A 17,813-nucleotide genomic window follows, 5' to 3' on the forward strand; every position below is an offset into this window, starting at 1 on the left:
AGGATATAGGGATAAATAATGATCAAAAGCAAGCTTAGTATCAAGTTACTCTGGTATGTAACCCCGCTTGTGATTGTACCATTATTATTTCTAGGCGGTTTCGCACTCTCTAATGTCACACAATTTACAGAACGTCAGGCAGAGCTCAGCGTAAGTCGTTTCGTAGATCAACAACAACAAAAAATATTCAATTACACCGAGTCTTTTCATGCGACAACAGAGCTGCTTTCAAACTCGCCGGTTTTGTTTGAATTTCTTGACGATTATGAAAATAAAACCAAAAACAAAGTGGTTAACCCCGGTAATTTACTCGATGTTTTTGTCAGTTATACCGATGCCTACCCTGATATTCTGAGCATTGATTTAATTACACCCGACGGTAAAAGCATTGCGTTTTATTCTAGTGATTTATTTGCAACCTCTGATAGCTACCACTTTACGGATAATTTAAAAAACAGCTCTATTAGACGCCAGCAGTTTATGTTTCAAAATGAGCAAGGCGCAACTTCACTCTACTTTGCACAACAAATTTTCAAAGCAGATTACCACTTAGAAAGCCCGAAACTACTAGCCTATCTTATTGTGCACTTAGACCCATCAGTTTTAAACACCAGTATCTTAGAGACCCCTTTTGAAAATACGCTCAATATCGTTTTAAACGACGAGGGTAAAATTCTATTTAGCTCAGATTTCAGTAAGCTTGGGCGGTTTTTAACTGAATTTGAATATAAAAACATAGTAAACGCAGCTGAGCGAGCTCACCTCATTGAACTGCAACTCAATACACTTGATGATGAAGAACGGATGATTTATGCCAGCCAAATGAATGGCGGTGCTTACTATGTATCGTCCATCCCAAAAAACATCCTTTATGAATCGGGTAAAGCCATCACATTATTCACCGCCTTGGTGGTATTGGCATCTGTGATTTTTTTACCCATTTTGATCTTTATCGTCGTACGTTCTTTACTCTTAACTCCGCTCGAAATGCTCGCAGAAGCCAGTCACAGAGTCGGTGATGGTGATCTAAAAATCCTGCTACCTATCGAGCGTGAAGATGAAATGGGCTCCCTGTTCCAAGACTTTAACCACATGGTCAGTCAAATTCGCCATTACCAAGGACAACTTGAAGATTATAAAGAGCACCTAGAAGAAAAAGTGTCCGCACGAACGCACGAGTTGGCTAAGATGAACCACCAACTTGAAAAAGCCATGAATCAAGCCGAACAAGCAAGCCAGTTAAAAAGTCGTTTCTTAGCCAATATGAGTCACGAAATTAGAACCCCTCTAACTGCGATTATGGGCTTCACAGAACAAATGCTAACCAAAGAGCCTGACGACAAAAAATCACAGCATCTTAATACTGTGTTACGGAACTCTCGTCACTTACTCGAGCTCATCAATAACATTCTTGATCTGTCAAAAATTGAAGCTGAAAAACTAGAAGTTGAGCAAAAGCCGCTCGAGATAAACCAATTAATTGATGACATTACCTCTGTGGTCGAGGTGTTAGCACAAGACAAGCAACTGGAGTTTAATGTTCATTATCATTACCCACTGCCACGAACTATCAACAGTGATGTTACTCGCTTAAAACAAGTCTTGCTCAATGTCTGCACCAATGCAGTGAAATTTACTAGCGAAGGCTCAGTAACACTCTCAATTAACACCCAACAAGACTTAAGTCAGATAGAGTTTAAAGTCCAAGATACGGGTATTGGTATGTCTACCCAAGAGTTGTCACGTATTTTTAAACCCTTCGAACAAGCAGACTCTAGCACCACCCGAAAGTTTGGTGGCACAGGGCTTGGTTTATGTATCTCGAAAAACCTGGCGCAAATTCTAGGCGGAGATGTAGAGGTCAGTAGCGAGTTAACTAAAGGCAGCTGCTTTACCATTACCGTTGCCGCACATAATGAACACATTCCTGTTGAAGTAATAAAATCTGCAGCTGACTTAGCTCAGTTGAAGCCTTCACAAACCCCTTTCAAAGCCACGCATTATCAAGCTCATATACTCGTTGCAGAAGATAACCTTGATAATCAAGAGCTCATTCGTCTATTGCTAGAACAGTGGGGGCTTGAGCCTCATTTTGCAAACAATGGCGCGCAAGCGGTTGAACTGGCACTTAAAAATGATTACGACCTCATTCTAATGGATATGCAAATGCCTGTAATGGGTGGGCTAGAGGCGACACAAATGCTGCGTAACACAGCATATGATGGCCCTATTATCGCATTGACTGCCAACGTTATGAAAAATGACATTGATACATATCTCGCTGCTGGCTGCGACGAATCGTTAGCAAAACCGATCGATAAACAAGAACTCGAAAACACCCTTGAAAAATATTTAAGCCTACAACACGATTCAAATAAAGAGTGGGAAGAAGTCCTAAAGAGCGATCAATTTAAACAAATAAGCAATAACTACAAAGCCAAAATGCCTCACCTACATCAAGAATTAATCGAGCTTTATAGCGCAAAAGATTGGGAACAGCTCGCTGCTCTTGCCCACAGCATCAAAGGCAGTGCAGGCTGTTTCGGGTTTACTCATATTAGTGAAGCAGCTTCGGAATTAGAAAACTGCTTAAAGAATAAAAACCAAGAATCCCTTGATTATCAATTTTTGAAACTAGAAAAGTCAATTACGTATGTATTGCAAATGGGTTAAACGCAAGCCCCATTAACACTGCATCTTCTTTGCCTTGCGCCGTTGGGTAATAGTTTTTACGGATCCCCATTTCGCAAAAGCCCATTTTATCGTAAAGGTTAATCGCGGCCTGATTACTGGCTCGCACTTCTAAAAAAATGTTTTCTGCGCATTGAGTTTCGGCTTCTGCAACTAGGTGTGCTATCAGTTTTTCACCGATGCCCCGCCCTTGAAGCTTACGATCAACACAAATATCCATTAAAGTGATATCTGGACCTGCAATTTCGCCAATATAAAATCCGACCAGCTCATCAGCTATAAAAAAACCAAAGTTAAAATACCGGCCACCAAAACACGATTCCATATTTTTGTACGACCAAGGAAACTGATTTGCAGCCACTTCAATCGCCATCATGGCGTCTAAATGCTGTTTATTTAATACTTGTATGCTCATCAAAATACCGAGTTAATGCTAGCCACAACGCTTTTTTATTCTCAATGGTCATTTTGACCGATGAAAAGCGCAAAGTCCCATCAGACAACAAAAGCGTTTCAGGTGAATCGCTGTGTACAACTTGTATCTGGTAGTCCGTCAAAACACGATTTAAGTCAGTCAATGCTTGAGTGGTTTCAATAACTTGAACGTCATTGCACATTTGCGTGTCAGCCGAGGATAAAACGAGATGTTGATAGTGCTGATTAAGTTGTAGCAACTCAACATCAAATATTGTTGCTTCGATAGAGTTCATATAAAGCCAAATGAATCAAAACTGATGCTAGTGTAACAACAAAATTAGGTAAGATAAAAGAAATGGCAGGGGCGGAGAGATTCGAACTCCCAACCGTCGGTTTTGGAGACCGCTGTTCTACCAATTGGAACTACGCCCCTGCAATGTCGACGAATTATAAAGAGCTTTTTTCAAAGGTAAAGTAAAAAATGCATATTTAAGTTCAAGTGCCTACTTTATAAGCGCAAAGTTTATTAAAAATACAAAAACTAGCTAGGATCCTGCTTTTACTATGGTTGCTATTTTATTTAATTCAATTATAAATAGATATGGAGTGCGCTTTTAGGGAAGATGTTTTATTCAAAGATTTCCTAGAGGGGTAGACATGCAAGAAGAGTTACTCAATTCCGTTGTCAAAATCACCAAAACTCGCGACGTCGACTCTCTCGAACTTAGTTTAGTGTCAACTATTCATGAATTCATTGAGTGCAAAGAAATCATCATCTACAAAAACTTATCTGAATTTAATAGCACAGGGATAGAAAGAAGTGCTTCACTGCGCGTAGGAGCAGAGAATAATTTCATATGGGGTGAAAGGGATATTCTCTCCGATGCCTCGCAAGAGCTTGCTTCGTGCTTGCACTCTGCTTGCTCGATTAACATTCAAAATAAAAATGCCACAGAGCAACGCTGGATCCCCATTTTACTCAACGATAAACCCGTTGGTGCCATTTATATTGACTGCAATAGCTTATCAAGCCACCAACAAGTTATGATTAATGCATTTTGCCGAATATATGAAAATTACCTTACGATCTTAAATGAAAACGAGCGAGACAAACTGACAGGGCTTTTAAACAGGCAAACATTTGATCGAAAAATCAAAATGCTGATGGAACGACAACTTAACGATCACTTCAAAATAAAAGCAGAAAAAACCAATAGAACAATTCATGATGATTCTACCTCATGGCTAGCAATCATTGACATTGATCACTTTAAAGCGGTGAATGACACCTATGGCCATGTCTGTGGTGATGAAGTGCTCTTGTTATTAGCACAAAAAATGGCGAGCTTTTTTAGAGCCTCAGATTTAGTGTTTCGCTTTGGCGGTGAGGAATTTGTAATTGTCTTTGAACCTACCACATATTCTATGATTGAAAAGCGCTTAGAAGCATTCAGACAATCGATAAATGAAGCTGCTTTCCCATTTATCAAACACCTCACACTAAGTATTGGAGCTGCTCGAATGAGCCCGTATGACTTTCCGATATCTGTCATTGAAAATGCTGACAAAGCACTCTATTACGCCAAAGAACATGGCCGCGATCAGTTAGTGTTTTATCATCAAATCAATAAAAAGCAGCCTGCGGCGGCTAAAAGCGACTCAGATATCGAGCTTTTTTAATAGGTCGTGTGTTTTATCATGATAATAGAACCTTAACGACACCAAGTGATACCAACCTATAAACACGCATTCATCACCTTGGTAAGCAGACATAAAAAAACAGCAAGCCAAAGCTTGCTGTTTTTTATCGAGTCAGGTTATTCCCACTCAATTGTCGCTGGCGGCTTACCTGAAATATCATACACAACTCGTGAAATACCATCGATTTCATTAATGATGCGATTAGACACTAAGCCTAAGAAATCATAAGGTAAATGTGACCAACGTGCGGTCATAAAATCAATGGTTTCAACACAACGTAATGAGACGACCCAGTCATATTTACGTGCATCACCCATTACGCCCACTGATTTTACTGGTAAGAACACAGTAAATGCCTGACTTACTTTATGATAAAGATCTGCTTTATGAAGCTCTTCAATAAAGATTGCATCTGCACGACGTAATAAGTCGCAGTACTCTTTTTTGATTTCACCTAATACACGTACACCGAGACCAGGCCCAGGGAATGGATGACGGTATAACATGTCGTATGGTAAACCAAGCTCTAAACCTATCTTACGTACTTCATCTTTAAATAACTCACGTAGTGGCTCAACTAAGCCCATTTTCATATCTTCAGGTAATCCACCTACGTTGTGGTGAGACTTGATGACATGCGCTTTGCCCGTTGCTGAAGCTGCTGATTCAATAACATCTGGATAAATCGTACCTTGACCTAACCATTTTGCATTTTTCAGCTTTTTAGATTCTGCGTCGAAGATATCAATAAACGTATGGCCAATTGCTTTACGTTTTGCTTCAGGATCTGATAATCCCGCTAAATCATTCAAAAATTGTTCTTCAGCATCAACTTTAATGATATTTAAACCAAAGTGATTACCGAACATATCCATGACTTGTTGACCTTCGTTAAGACGAAGCAACCCGTTATCAACAAAAACACAAGTAAGGTTTTTACCGATAGCACGGTGAAGTAACATTGCAACAACCGATGAATCAACGCCACCAGATAAGCCTAAAATCACTTCATCATCACCCACTTTTTCTTTGATACGCTCAATAGCATCATCAATGATTTTGGCAGGAGTCCATAATTTTTCACAGCCACAAATATCAACCACAAAACGCTCTAAAATACGTAAACCTTGTTTTGTGTGCGTCACTTCAGGGTGGAATTGAATACCAAAGAAACGTTTCTCATCATTGGCCATAATGGCGTGAGGACAGGTTTCAGTACGTGATATAGTGGTAAATCCATCAGGAATTTCAACTACTTTATCGCCATGGCTCATCCACACATCTAATAAGCCATTTCCTGACTCTGAAATATGGTCTTCAATATTGGCCATTAATACCGAGTTTGCGACATTCTCAACTTGGGCATAGCCAAATTCTTTTTTGTCTGAGCTTTCTACTTTACCACCCAGCTGCATCGCCATTGTTTGCATACCGTAGCACACACCTAACACAGGAATACCCGCATTAAATACATACTCAGGAGCACGTGGACTACCTTCTAATGTCGTCGACTCTGGACCGCCAGATAAAATAATCCCTTGTGGATTAAACTCTTTGATTTGCTCTTCAGTCACATCCCAAGCCCACAGCTCACAATAAACACCTATTTCACGTACTTTACGTGCAATTAATTGAGTGTATTGAGAACCGAAATCTAAAATTAGGATACGTGAATCGTGGATATTTTTGCTCATGATGTCTCTCGATTGAAAGAAAACTAAAATAAAGATGGGCTAACCTGAGTTAGCCCAAAAGCGTGACCGGTATTAAACGCAATAATTAACCTTGACGGTAATTCGGCGCTTCTTTAGTGATTTGCACATCATGAACATGTGACTCACCCATACCTGCAGATGTAACACGGACAAACATAGGTTTAGTGTTCATTTCTGCAATGGTTGCACAACCCGTTAAGCCCATAGAGCTTCGGATCCCGCCTACTTGCTGATGAATAATATTAGCAATCGGTCCTTTATATGCAACTCGACCTTCAATCCCTTCTGGAACCAATTTTTCAACTTGCTTAGAATCTTGGAAGTAACGATCTGATGACCCTTCTTTTTGATTCATTGCGCCAAGACTACCCATACCACGGTAAGATTTATAATATCGACCTTGGTACAACTCGACTTCACCGGGTGATTCTTCAGTACCAGCAAGCATAGATCCCACCATCACAGAAGAGGCTCCAGCTACAAGGGCTTTTGCGATATCACCCGAAAAACGAATACCACCATCAGCAATCACTGGAATATCACGGCCTTTAAGACCTTCCACAGCATCTGAAATAGCCGTTAATTGTGGAACACCACAGCCTGTTACAATACGAGTCGTACAAATAGAACCTGGGCCAATCCCTACTTTAACAGCATCAACACCCGCATCAGCTAATGCGATTGCACCTTCTGCTGTTGCAACATTACCTGCAACAATTTGTAAATCAGGAAACGCTTGACGAGTTTCAGCGACGCGATCGAGTACACCTTGTGAGTGACCGTGTGAGGTATCAATTAATAATACATCGACACCTGCTGCTACTAAGGCTGTAATACGCTCGTCCGTACCTGGGCCGACACCTACAGCGGCACCTACACGTAAACGACCACGCTCGTCTTTACATGCATTGGGCTTTTCTTGCGCTTTTTGGAAATCTTTAACGGTGATCATCCCTTTGAGTTTAAATGCATCATCAACAACCAAGATTTTTTCAATACGGTGTTCGTGCATTAACCCTAAGATTTGCTCACGTTGCGCACCCTCTTTCACTGTTACTAATTTATCTTTTTTAGTCATTACAGTTGAAACTGGCTGTTCAAGCTTAGTTTCAAAGCGCATATCACGGCTGGTCACAATCCCAATTAAGGTATTGGTTTCATCCGTAACAGGAAACCCTGAAAAACCTTTATCTTCAGATAAAGCCAATGCTTCTTGAATGGTTAAATCTGCAGGTACAGTCACAGGATCAGACACAATTCCCGCTTCGTAAGTTTTCACTTTACGTACGTTTCTTGCCTGTTCTTCAATGGTCATGTTTTTGTGAATAAAACCTAAACCGCCCTCTTGTGCCATTGCAATCGCGAGACGTGCTTCTGTCACTGTGTCCATCGAGGCAGACACTAAAGGTAAATTAAGTTCGATACCACGCGTTAAGCGCGTTTTCAGATTTGCAGTATGAGGTAATACGGTAGAATGACCAGGTACTAAAAGTACGTCATCAAAGGTTAAAGCTTCTTTAGCTATTCTTAGCATTTGGCAACTTCTCACAATTGAAGGTTAATATATAAATATATATAGAGGGAGTTGCGGTAAAATTTTATCAGCAGTTCCAAGTTGAGTAAACAAAATTCCAGAATATTTATGTTAAAGTAACCGCTGTTGTTTAAAAACAGATACCTGGCTTATGTTCAATTTACGAAATTCACCAACCGTTTACACTGTAACGCGTTTAAACAAAGAAATCCGTCAACTTTTAGAACGTAATTTTGCCTCTATTACAATTGATGGGGAGATTTCAAACTTTGTTAGTCCAAGTTCTGGCCATTGGTATTTTACCGTCAAGGATGATCTTGCTCAAATCCGTGCCGCGATGTGGCGAGGAAACAATCAAAAAATGCAATTTAAGCCTAAAAATGGTGATCAAGTGCATATGCGAGCCCGCATTTCGCTTTACGAGCCTCGGGGTGATTATCAACTGATTGTTGAACATATGGAGCCTGCCGGCGAAGGGCAGCTAAAACAACAATTTGAAGCATTGAAAATGCAACTTGCCGCAGAAGGGCTCTTTAGTAGCGCGTTTAAAAAGCCTTTACCAAACACAATCAATAAAGTGGGGATTATTACTTCCGCCACTGGCGCAGCAATAAAAGATATTCTCACCGTATTACACCGCAGAGCCCCACAACTTGAAGTGGTGATTTACCCCGCTCAAGTTCAAGGTGTAAACGCGCATCAACAACTCATCGAAAAACTCGCCCTTGCTAACGCTCGCAATGAAGTTGACGTACTAATATTAGGTCGAGGTGGAGGCTCTTTGGAAGATCTGTGGTGCTTTAATCACGAACTCCTCGCCCGCGCAATTTATGCCAGCCAACTTCCCGTAGTCAGCGCGGTAGGCCATGAAATAGATACGACTATCAGTGATTTTGTTGCGGATATTCGAGCGGCAACACCATCTGCTGCAGCTGAATTGGTCAGTCCTGATCAACAGCAATTGTTCGCCTTCATTGAACAACAAACGCAGCGTCTGCATCATGCATTTAAACACACTTTTTCACGACTGAATCAACAAGCTCTCGAATTGCATCATCGGCTTTCTTTATGTCATCCAAAAAACCAGCTCCAACAAAAGACGCAAAAACTGGATGAATTACAATTAGCCTTACAGCAAGCGATGACACAGCAGTTCAATAAAGCGCGCACCCAGCAGACACAATTAGAAAACAGACTGATGCTGCGTTCACCACAAACTCACGTTCAGCAAGCACAGAATCGGCTTCAACAACTTGAAAGTCGTATTCACCAAGCGATGAAACAAACATTAAAAGACGGCCATAACCAACTCGCATTATATGCCGCCCAGCTCGAAGCCGTGAGCCCATTAGCAGTGTTATCCCGAGGTTATAGCATCACCAAAAATGACAAAGGCCAAGTCATTAAATCAGCTGAGGCAGTACACGTTGGCACAACCGTAACAACAGAGCTTGCCAATGGCATGTTTGAATCAACGATCGTGAGCGTGACCCCAAAGTTACCTTAACGCGCCTGCTCAGATTGTAATATCGTAATGAGTTTACCCACTGACTCTTGAGTTAAGCCGCCCATTAACTCAGGGTTAGCAAGCGCATACAGGTAATCGTCAATGCATTGACCATCCAGCTCATCACTATTTTCAATCAAGTCTCCCCAATCCGACAACGCCTCGGCATCAATTTGATGGTGATAAAACAACTCTAAAACGTGTAACAAAATGGCTTTATCCACCGTTACTGACTGCGCGTTTTCAAGACGCGGAAAATCAGATAAATGGCGCCAAGCGGTATCAGGTTGATCAAATAAAATTATTTGGCGCAATAAAGAATGTCGATTCATAAATAAGCTCACAAAATAGCGTGCGCTTACTGTACAGAGGTGCCTTATTACTTGTAAAGAGGCCCCTCTTTTTATTGCCCAACCTGAGGGTTATTGGTGCTTTTCTATTGCCCAGCCTTGTTGGCTTAACAAAGCCTCTCCAGAGGCAATCGCGCCTTCCTCTAAAGTGGTCGCCATCGAGTCATTCCAACGATTTAGATAGCCAAATAGCGCAATCACTCCCAGTATTTCGACAATCTCATCTTCAGTCCAATATTCATGTAAACGCGCTTGGATCTCTGCATCAACGCCATTAGGCACTTGTGACGCCGCTAACGAAAAATCTAACGCAACACGCTCTGCTTCACTGAACGCCTCATGGGTACGATACTCCCAAATATTTTCGAGTTGCGCTTGCTCTGCCCCGTAACGCTCAGCGGCACGAATAGTATGCGCTTGGCAATAACGACAGCCAGTTGCATGACTCGATACATAGGCAATCAGTCGCTTTAATGCACTAGTCACTCGCCCTTGATTATCCATTACCGCCATGTTCAAACCAATAAACGCTTTGGCTATTTTTGGACGGCGCATCATGGTTAAGACACTATTTGGGCAAAAGCCCAATGTTTCATTAAAAAACTCAGCTAATAGCGCTACTTCTGGATTACTGTCAGCAGCAAGAGGGGTCACTAATGGCATGGTTTTATTCCTTTTTGATTCATTGCTAAACACTATAAATCAATCAAAAAGCTCGAAATAGACACACAAGCAAGCTAAATTACCAGTACAAAATAACATTCAAGTTCAGTGTACCGCTAATTTCTTATAAAATTGTATCGTTAAATTTATTGAATCAGCGAGCTTACATCAACGAAACGTGTAAAAGGCCCGTAATGCATACGTTAAAATACCGCGCTATTGCAGAGCATATCGCAGACCAAATAAAAGATGGCACTTTAGCGGTCAATGAGCGATTACCCGCAATTCGAACAGCTTGTCGACAATTTAGTGCCAGTATGACCACCATTCAAAGTGCGTATCAATATTTAGAGCAACAAAACTTGATAGTTGCCAAAGCTAATTCTGGCTTTTATGTAATTGAACAACCTTGCTCTTCTCCAATTGAGCTGGCCGCGCCCGGACATTTGCAGCTCAATAACAGCATGTTTGATATTTTAACTTTATGCCAAAAGCCTAATACGTATAACTTTGGCACAGCTGAGCTTCCCCCGCAGTTACTCCCATTAACCCACATCCAAAAAATACTGCATCATTTAACCCGCTTCCATATCCATGATCTGGTGCAAACTCACTATACCAGTGGTGATTTAACTCTTAGAAAACAGATTGCCAAACATTTAGTTAATGTAGGGGTGCATTTGCATCCTGATGAACTGATCATTACCAGTGGTTGTCAAGATGCAATCGCTTTAGCCTTATCGACTGTATGCAAGGCAGGAGACATTGTCGCTGTCGAAAGTCCGTGCTTTCCTGGTTTTTTACAAGTGTGTAGCGCGCTTAAATTAAAGGTCATTGAAATACCTTGCCATGTAGAGCGTGGATTGAGTTTAGAAGCTCTTGAAATGGCGCTAGCTACTTGGTCAATAAAAGCATTATTGGTTGCGCCCTCTTTTAGTAACCCAACTGGCAGTTTAATGCCAAAAGAAGAGCGTCTTAGGCTTTGCCTATTAGCTGAGCAATTTGATTTCACTGTAATAGAAGATGATCTGTATTCAGAGCTCAATTTTACTGGCGCAACCGAACAAGCTATCAAACACTTTGATCTTTCCAATAAAGTGATCTACTGCTCTTCAGTCTCTAAGATTGTTGGCTCAGGGTTTCGCTTAGGTTGGATTGCGCCAGGACAACACTACGCATCGATTATGCAGGCCAAAGCATTTAGAAATATTTCAGAACCACTCATCAGCCAAAAACTGATTGCCGAATTGATGCAATCAGGGCGCTACCAAAAGCATGTCAAACAACTTCGTAAAATTCTGCACCAAAATTACGAAAAAATGCATTTTATTATCAAAACCTGTTTCCCCTCCCAAACCCAAGTGTCTCAACCAAAGGGTGGGCTCGTCGTGTGGGTCACTCTACCAAAAGGTTGTGACAGCTCCCTTCTACTCGATGAGGCAAGTAAAGAACACATCACATTCTTTCCGGGCCAAGTTTTTTGCGAGCAAGCACTTTATCAACATTGCCTTCGTCTTTCATTTGCACTCGATTGGAGTGAAAAAACGGAGCAAAATCTAAAACGGTTAGGTGAACTTGTATATAAACAAATACAAAAAGGTAAAATCGCACAACCTTAATCATTCATCTCATCCAAACAGTCGATTGTTTCTATCTTTTTAACTAGTTACCATTTCGGGTGCATTTAACTTTTGTATTAAGTTTTTAATAAAAGCTAGGTAAAGCGAAACAATTCTATGCTTAATTATTAATAAATGTCCCCCTGAACACACTTGATGCAACCTTCTTTGTCTTTAGGAGCAAAATGAAAAACATCAATAAAACACGATTAGCAATGGCTCCCATTGCTGCGGCACTCTTACTCCCTTTATCACACACAGTTTCTGCTCACGGTTATATTTCAAAACCTGAATCTCGAGGTTATTTATGTCGCCTTGGCGAAAATACAGCTTGTGGTAATGTTGTTTATGAACCACAAAGCCTTGAAGGGCCCGACCGCTTTCCTGAAACGGGGCCTGCCGATGGTCATATTGCCAGTGCTGGACACAGTGCATTTAGCCAACTCAATGCACAAACCATTAGCCGTTGGACAAAGCGCCCGATAAAAGCGGGCCCAAATGAATTTACCTGGACCTTTACCGCCAATCACTCGACCCGAGATTGGCGTTATTTCATTACCAAAACAACATGGGATCCAAACAGCCCATTAACACGTGATCAATTTGAAGCTGTGCCATTTTGTGAATATTCAGGTCATTACAAACAACCGCCTCGTAACGTCACACATTTGTGTAATGTGCCTGCTGATCGCAATGGCTACCACATTGTACTAGGTGTTTGGGATGTTGGTGACACAGGGATGAGTTTTTACAATGCGGTTGATTTAATGATCGACAATGGTGATACCAGCAACGTGTACTGGCAAGATGTGGGTGATATTTTAGCTGGCCGAAACTTAAGAGCGGGTTCAAGCATTAAAACACGTGTATTTGGTCAGGATTCAAAAGCACTCCCTTCTCTGCAAACAGTACTTGAAATTGATAGCGATGAAGCTGGGCTTGGCACCAATTGGCCATTAGCACTGGCGAATAAAATCAATGAAACACAGTCTTGGTTGCAAGCCGGTCAACTTGACGAAAATAACACTATTCAGTCGATGGCTGGGCGCAATGAAATTTTTGCACAAAGTAATTCGGGGATCAGCTCTGTCGAACTCGAATTTGTTGCGGCTCCGTTACCAAAACCGGACTTTGAAATATCAGGTATTAGCCATCGTTACGAAATCAATGACAGCGATGTCAACTTCACATTTACAACCGATATTAGTGAAAAAGCAAGCATTACTGCCACCCTCAATAAAAGCTATAGCAGTGTAGTAACAAACACTTTCCAAGTTGCAGCAGGTCAAACTGAATTAACGATGTCATACCTTGATGCAAAAGCTGGACACTATAATTTAGTGATTAGCTACCTGACGGAAAACGGCACCACAGATCAAACCACATTCCACCTTAATATTGTTGCTCCAACAGATGGCGGCGATCCGGTCGATCCGGTTGAACCACCAAAAACCGATGCTGAGTATACCTTCCCTGAAGGGCTAAGTAGCTACCAAGCTGGAACAACGGTATTGCAACCAAAAAATGGAAAGGTCTATCAATGTAAACCATGGCCTTACAATGGGTATTGTGTGCAGTGGTCTGAAGGGTCAAATCAATATGAACCGGGTGTCGGTTTATATTGGCAAATGGCGTGGATAGAGCTGAACTAAGACGTCAGCTGGACAGGTAAAATCCGCGATCAAAAAAGCCACCAGCACTAACCTTGGTGGCTTTTTTATTGATAATTACTGCACGTTAATTGCTAAATTCAAGCCACTTACAGCGGCGTAGCCATATACACCCACATGCCAAGTTGTCGTGCCAGAGTTCGTTTGTGAACACTGTTCTGAGTTCCCGTTTTTCCACGGGCGACAGTCGTAGCTATTTAAAGTGGGTTGGCTCCCTTTGCGCACATATAAATCCGCATCGCCAGAGCCACCAGATATACTCACGCTAACATTCGTCGCATTGGCTGGCGCATCGACTGAAAAATATTGCCAAGCACCTTTGGCAACACTAACATTTGATTCATTCACAACAATTGGTAATGTCACACCGCCCAATTGATAGCTACCAACTAAACGTACATTACTATAAGTGCTGTAACCAGATAGCATCACAGAATAGTCACCACTTTGCGTTAAAGGACAACTTTCTACGTTACCAGATTCAAAAGGACGACAATCCCAATTATTGCTGCCTGCTTTGCTGCCTAACTTAACATAAAGATCGGCATCACCTGTCCCACCAGATGTCGCAATACTGATATTGCTCGCCCCGCTTGGCACACTAAAGCTATAAAATGTCTGACTGTCCTTTGCTCCTGCGACCGTTTGCGCTTGATTATTCTCAAGTACGATTACTTCTGGTGGCACAATCGTCCCAGTTCTAAAATTGGCCATCGCAGGTGAGGTAAGGTTTAACACTCGAGCATTATCATTACGTGCCGTTGTGCCCATCACATCGCCGTTGTAGGTTTTGTTCGGATTTGACCAATAATTGATACGCGTACAGCCTGAGGTACAGTTGTAAGCCATTACAGAACGCCAACGAGATTGCGGATCTTGGTAACCATGTCCGTATGCATACGGAGTGTTGGTTGGGTCATTTTCAGGGTTGTGGCGCGCTCCTTGTAAGTGACCAATTTCATGGCCAAATGAGTAATAACCTGTAGCACAATCATAATCAACAATGACAAACGCAGAATCTGCATCAGCGCCAATGGCATCCGCTTGTCCACAGTAACCATTCGTATCATGTACTAACACCACCACATCAGCTGCGTATTGATCACGTAAACTATGTACTTCATCCATGTAGCCATCATTTTTGGCCGCAAGGCGAGTTAAATCAGTACTCGAATTAGGTGCTTCGGTGTAATTAACTTTCGCTTTATGCGCTAACGTCACCTTTGCGTTAATACCTGAGTTACCATACCCGGCGTTTGTTTCTGTAATCGCTAAATCAATTAAGCTATTAATATCGGCGACTTTTGACTCTGCTGTAGCCGTATAAACGACTAAAAGCTTGATATCTGCTACTGCAGCTGTCGCAGCTAACTCACTGTTATTTAAAACATGGTTAAAATTTAAATCACCTAAGTGACTCGGCGCGTTTTCATTAAACCCTTGTGGATGCTCTTGCGGCGTATTGGATTGATCAATTTCAGTGATTAGATGTGTATTATTTTCGCTTGGTTGGATTTTAAATAAACGATTTTCAAATTGAACCGTCCCTGTAATACCTGCAGCACTTTGCACTAAGGTTGCATGTTCACCTTGCGCGTTAACCCCCTGCCAAATCAAGTTACCGCTCGCACTGTGCTGGGCCTGTTGTTTGGTGAACTCAATCTCCATCCCATCAAGCGGAATCGATAGGCTTAAAGTAGTCGCATTGAGAGTAAACTGTGTGCTACTCAGTACAGATTGGCTCTTAGCAAATTCATTCACAGTCAAAGGAGCATGACTGGCAGTGACATTAAAAAGAGACTGATCAGCATAAACATTTAACGAAGCCAATACAGCCAAGCTCAGCATGGTTTTTTTCATCATAATAGTTCCCGTATTATTTTAAGTTGTTAACAATCGGGGAACACATTAACAGTTAATTTTTTGTTATCAATACAGGAAACAATTTCAAAAAACTGATAAATTTACATTTTGTAAACATTGTTTTACTTTATGGTACAACTTTTTACTGAGTTGTTTTTATACGTTTTTTTATTGGCATTTCAGCAAGGTTAATTTTATAAGCATTGCCCCCTACCCCATTAAAATTTTCGTCGGTAAAAATAAGGGTCTGATTATCATAAAAGGTCACCGACTCTTTTTGCGTCACGATCCCCAAGTCAATTTGCGACACCTCTCCACTAAAAAAGTCATCACCAGACCAATTTTCAAAGAACCACAAACGTTGTGAATCGAGTAAAACGAGCTTAGTTCGATCTGGACTCAAAGCCGCCGATGTCACCCAACACAATAACTTCACATCAGTGCAAGTCGTAAAAGAGCTAATATTTTGCGCCGCAAAATTATTGGCATGATCGCCAATTTTAAAAATATGGGTTTGACCATCAAACGCAGAGGTACGGTTTTTGGTAAAGAGATAAAGCGAATGATTAAAGGACACAAATGCTTCTAAATCATGGATGCCTTGTGCACTTTTTTCTGTGGCATCGCTAAACGCAGGGTAATTAAATTTATTGATCGCTGCTTGCGTGGTATCGCCTTTAATATCAATTGGGTTTTCAATTTTATAAATCGTTAACCATTCGCGTTTTTGATCATTATTGCCAAAATCACCAATAAAAAAATGACCAAAATCATTTTGGGTCATATCTTCCCAATCAAGGTTTCTTGCATTGGTAATTTCAATGGAGCGCACCACTTGACCATCAACCCCGAGTTGATGCAAAAATGGGCCTCCACCACCATCATTTATTGCCCAGAGCCTTTGTTTTTTTATCAAACTCAATTCCGGATATTTCGCGTACTTTGTCATCCATATCGGCGATTTTGAACTGATACAAATAATAAATTTGATAAATAATAAACACACTCAGTAGCACAACAAGTAACAAGACTATCTGAGCAATTTTTTTGGCCACTAAACGCATCGTGTTCACTTTTAAAAACTAACAATAAAAAAGGCCAGAAAACTCTGACCCTCTAAAATAAGATTAGCTAAACAACATCACAACCACGCACTGGTCAATGAATCGTCTGCGAGCGCTAATACGTTTTGATCCATCGTTTCAGCTGGGCGATTGCAAGGTCTGCCTACCACTTTAGCCGGAACGCCGACGACCGTCGTATGCGCACGCACAGGACTTAACACCACGGAGCCTGCACCAATGCGCGCACCTTCAGCGACTTCAATATTACCAAGCACTTTAGCACCAGCACCTATCATCACGCCTTCGCGAATTTTAGGATGGCGATCACCTTGCTCGTTGCCTGTCCCACCTAAGGTCACCCCTTGCAAAATAGATACATTATCTTCGATTACTGCGGTTTCGCCGATCACGATGCCAGTTGCATGGTCAAACATAATGCCATGCCCTATTTTACACGCTGGATGAATATCCACACCAAACACTTCTGAGTTGCGACTTTGAATAAACCGAGCCAGCTCTTTACGGTCCTGACGCCACAAACAATGCGCTAAACGATGTACTTGAATCGATTGGAAACCTTTTAAATTTAATAACACCGTTAAATAACTGTCAGCAGCAGGATCGCGATCTTTTACCGCTTTTATATCATGTGATACATGGGTTAGCATACGGTCACAATCAACAAATGCTTGATCAAATAATTCTCGAAACGTAAAGGCCGAAACAACTGCATCAGACAACTTATTAGCAACAATAAAGCTCAGTGCTGAGCCTAAACATTCATGATTTAATATACATGAATAGACATGACTCGCTAACAAAGGTTCTTTTTTAACTAACTCTGTTGCTTCTACTTTTAATTGCTGCCAAATTTGGTGTCTCATACAAGCATTAACCTGAAAATAAAATGGGCTTTAGTTTAGCTTAAATATTGATTAAAGTGTTTAGCTTCATTACGCCCTGTCGTTATGCCTTATAACCAACAGTTTTAAGGCCACAACCGAAATGTTTAAGGATCA

Annotated in this window: 13 protein-coding genes, 1 tRNA gene and 1 pseudogene; 5 read left to right on the forward strand and 10 right to left on the reverse strand. The window is 41.3% G+C overall.

Annotated elements, in window-relative coordinates; genetic code table 11:
• The first annotated feature begins 18 nt into the window (after nucleotides 1-18).
• Nucleotides 19-2,673: a hybrid sensor histidine kinase/response regulator gene (locus AC3KVK_RS12900; RefSeq protein WP_490311576.1), complete on the forward strand. Its 2,655-nt coding sequence runs from the start codon at nucleotides 19-21 to the stop codon at nucleotides 2,671-2,673.
• On the opposite strand, the gene rimI is transcribed toward AC3KVK_RS12900, so the two are convergent.
• The 3 genes from rimI to AC3KVK_RS12915 form a co-directional block, all read right to left on the reverse strand.
• Nucleotides 2,648-3,106 carry a ribosomal protein S18-alanine N-acetyltransferase gene (rimI, locus tag AC3KVK_RS12905; protein ID WP_490311577.1) on the reverse strand — a complete coding sequence of 153 codons (459 nt, stop codon included), beginning with the start codon at nucleotides 3,104-3,106 and terminating at the stop codon, nucleotides 2,648-2,650. The two genes, AC3KVK_RS12900 and rimI, sit on opposite strands and share 26 nt — an antisense overlap.
• Nucleotides 3,084-3,401, reverse strand: coding sequence for a hypothetical protein (locus AC3KVK_RS12910; protein WP_490311578.1), 318 nt, complete (start codon nucleotides 3,399-3,401; stop codon nucleotides 3,084-3,086). Before AC3KVK_RS12910 ends, rimI begins: the two co-directional genes overlap by 23 nt.
• A gap of 63 nt (nucleotides 3,402-3,464) precedes the next feature.
• Nucleotides 3,465-3,541, reverse strand: a tRNA-Trp gene (locus AC3KVK_RS12915).
• 224 nt (nucleotides 3,542-3,765) lie between these two features.
• Between AC3KVK_RS12915 and AC3KVK_RS12920 the strand changes: the two genes are divergently transcribed.
• On the forward strand, nucleotides 3,766-4,788 hold the full coding sequence (locus AC3KVK_RS12920; RefSeq protein ID WP_490311579.1) for a GGDEF domain-containing protein: 1,023 nt from the start codon (nucleotides 3,766-3,768) through the stop codon (nucleotides 4,786-4,788).
• A gap of 137 nt (nucleotides 4,789-4,925) precedes the next feature.
• Here the strand turns inward: AC3KVK_RS12920 and guaA are convergent, their stop codons facing one another.
• Together guaA and guaB are read right to left on the reverse strand one after the other, a co-directional pair.
• Nucleotides 4,926-6,503: a glutamine-hydrolyzing GMP synthase gene (gene guaA, locus AC3KVK_RS12925; protein ID WP_490311580.1), complete on the reverse strand. Its 1,578-nt coding sequence runs from the start codon at nucleotides 6,501-6,503 to the stop codon at nucleotides 4,926-4,928.
• A gap of 85 nt (nucleotides 6,504-6,588) precedes the next feature.
• Nucleotides 6,589-8,058, reverse strand: a complete 1,470-nt coding sequence (guaB, locus tag AC3KVK_RS12930) for an IMP dehydrogenase (protein ID WP_490311581.1) — start codon at nucleotides 8,056-8,058, stop codon at nucleotides 6,589-6,591.
• A 151-nt stretch (nucleotides 8,059-8,209) separates the two neighbouring features.
• On the opposite strand from guaB, the gene xseA reads away from it, so the two are divergent.
• Nucleotides 8,210-9,565: an exodeoxyribonuclease VII large subunit gene (gene xseA, locus AC3KVK_RS12935; RefSeq protein WP_490311582.1), complete on the forward strand. Its 1,356-nt coding sequence runs from the start codon at nucleotides 8,210-8,212 to the stop codon at nucleotides 9,563-9,565.
• On the opposite strand, the gene AC3KVK_RS12940 is transcribed toward xseA, so the two are convergent.
• Nucleotides 9,562-9,897, reverse strand: coding sequence for a hypothetical protein (locus tag AC3KVK_RS12940; RefSeq protein WP_490311583.1), 336 nt, complete (start codon nucleotides 9,895-9,897; stop codon nucleotides 9,562-9,564). The genes xseA and AC3KVK_RS12940 overlap by 4 nt on opposite strands.
• 90 nt (nucleotides 9,898-9,987) lie before the next feature.
• Nucleotides 9,988-10,578, reverse strand: a complete 591-nt coding sequence (locus AC3KVK_RS12945; RefSeq protein WP_490311584.1) for a carboxymuconolactone decarboxylase family protein — start codon at nucleotides 10,576-10,578, stop codon at nucleotides 9,988-9,990.
• 194 nt (nucleotides 10,579-10,772) lie between these two features.
• Between AC3KVK_RS12945 and AC3KVK_RS12950 the strand changes: the two genes are divergently transcribed.
• Both AC3KVK_RS12950 and gbpA read left to right on the forward strand, forming a co-directional pair.
• Nucleotides 10,773-12,197, forward strand: a complete 1,425-nt coding sequence (locus AC3KVK_RS12950; RefSeq protein WP_490311585.1) for an aminotransferase-like domain-containing protein — start codon at nucleotides 10,773-10,775, stop codon at nucleotides 12,195-12,197.
• A 185-nt stretch (nucleotides 12,198-12,382) separates the two neighbouring features.
• Nucleotides 12,383-13,849, forward strand: coding sequence for an N-acetylglucosamine-binding protein GbpA (gene gbpA, locus AC3KVK_RS12955; RefSeq protein ID WP_490311586.1), 1,467 nt, complete (start codon nucleotides 12,383-12,385; stop codon nucleotides 13,847-13,849).
• 75 nt (nucleotides 13,850-13,924) lie between these two features.
• Here the strand turns inward: gbpA and AC3KVK_RS12960 are convergent, their stop codons facing one another.
• The 3 genes and pseudogenes from AC3KVK_RS12960 to cysE all read right to left on the reverse strand — a co-directional run bounded on the left by AC3KVK_RS12960 (nucleotide 13,925) and on the right by cysE (nucleotide 17,678).
• The gene (locus tag AC3KVK_RS12960) at nucleotides 13,925-15,730 is read right to left on the reverse strand and encodes a pre-peptidase C-terminal domain-containing protein (RefSeq protein ID WP_490311587.1); all 1,806 of its coding nucleotides are present in this window, start codon (nucleotides 15,728-15,730) and stop codon (nucleotides 13,925-13,927) included.
• A gap of 142 nt (nucleotides 15,731-15,872) precedes the next feature.
• Nucleotides 15,873-16,794: pseudogene (locus AC3KVK_RS12965) on the reverse strand (YjiK family protein).
• 77 nt (nucleotides 16,795-16,871) lie between these two features.
• On the reverse strand, nucleotides 16,872-17,678 hold the full coding sequence (gene cysE, locus AC3KVK_RS12970; protein ID WP_490311588.1) for a serine O-acetyltransferase: 807 nt from the start codon (nucleotides 17,676-17,678) through the stop codon (nucleotides 16,872-16,874).
• Nucleotides 17,679-17,813 lie beyond the last annotated feature (135 nt).

The organism is Pseudoalteromonas sp. J2K-J979 (assembly GCF_058169715.2).

What these genes read in the sequence shown, in the direction of transcription:
- AC3KVK_RS12900 (WP_490311576.1), top strand. Translation starts at nt 19, where the DNA reads ATGATCAAAAGCAAGCTTAGTATCAAGTTACTCTGGTATGTAACCCCG.
- AC3KVK_RS12920 (WP_490311579.1), top strand. Translation starts at nt 3,766, where the DNA reads ATGCAAGAAGAGTTACTCAATTCCGTTGTCAAAATCACCAAAACTCGC.
- AC3KVK_RS12945 (WP_490311584.1), bottom strand. Translation starts at nt 10,578, where the DNA reads ATGCCATTAGTGACCCCTCTTGCTGCTGACAGTAATCCAGAAGTAGCG.
- AC3KVK_RS12940 (WP_490311583.1), bottom strand. Translation starts at nt 9,897, where the DNA reads ATGAATCGACATTCTTTATTGCGCCAAATAATTTTATTTGATCAACCT.
- gbpA (WP_490311586.1), top strand. Translation starts at nt 12,383, where the DNA reads ATGAAAAACATCAATAAAACACGATTAGCAATGGCTCCCATTGCTGCG.
- cysE (WP_490311588.1), bottom strand. Translation starts at nt 17,678, where the DNA reads ATGAGACACCAAATTTGGCAGCAATTAAAAGTAGAAGCAACAGAGTTA.
- AC3KVK_RS12960 (WP_490311587.1), bottom strand. Translation starts at nt 15,730, where the DNA reads ATGATGAAAAAAACCATGCTGAGCTTGGCTGTATTGGCTTCGTTAAAT.
- guaB (WP_490311581.1), bottom strand. Translation starts at nt 8,058, where the DNA reads ATGCTAAGAATAGCTAAAGAAGCTTTAACCTTTGATGACGTACTTTTA.
- AC3KVK_RS12910 (WP_490311578.1), bottom strand. Translation starts at nt 3,401, where the DNA reads ATGAACTCTATCGAAGCAACAATATTTGATGTTGAGTTGCTACAACTT.
- AC3KVK_RS12950 (WP_490311585.1), top strand. Translation starts at nt 10,773, where the DNA reads ATGCATACGTTAAAATACCGCGCTATTGCAGAGCATATCGCAGACCAA.
- guaA (WP_490311580.1), bottom strand. Translation starts at nt 6,503, where the DNA reads ATGAGCAAAAATATCCACGATTCACGTATCCTAATTTTAGATTTCGGT.
- xseA (WP_490311582.1), top strand. Translation starts at nt 8,210, where the DNA reads ATGTTCAATTTACGAAATTCACCAACCGTTTACACTGTAACGCGTTTA.
- rimI (WP_490311577.1), bottom strand. Translation starts at nt 3,106, where the DNA reads ATGAGCATACAAGTATTAAATAAACAGCATTTAGACGCCATGATGGCG.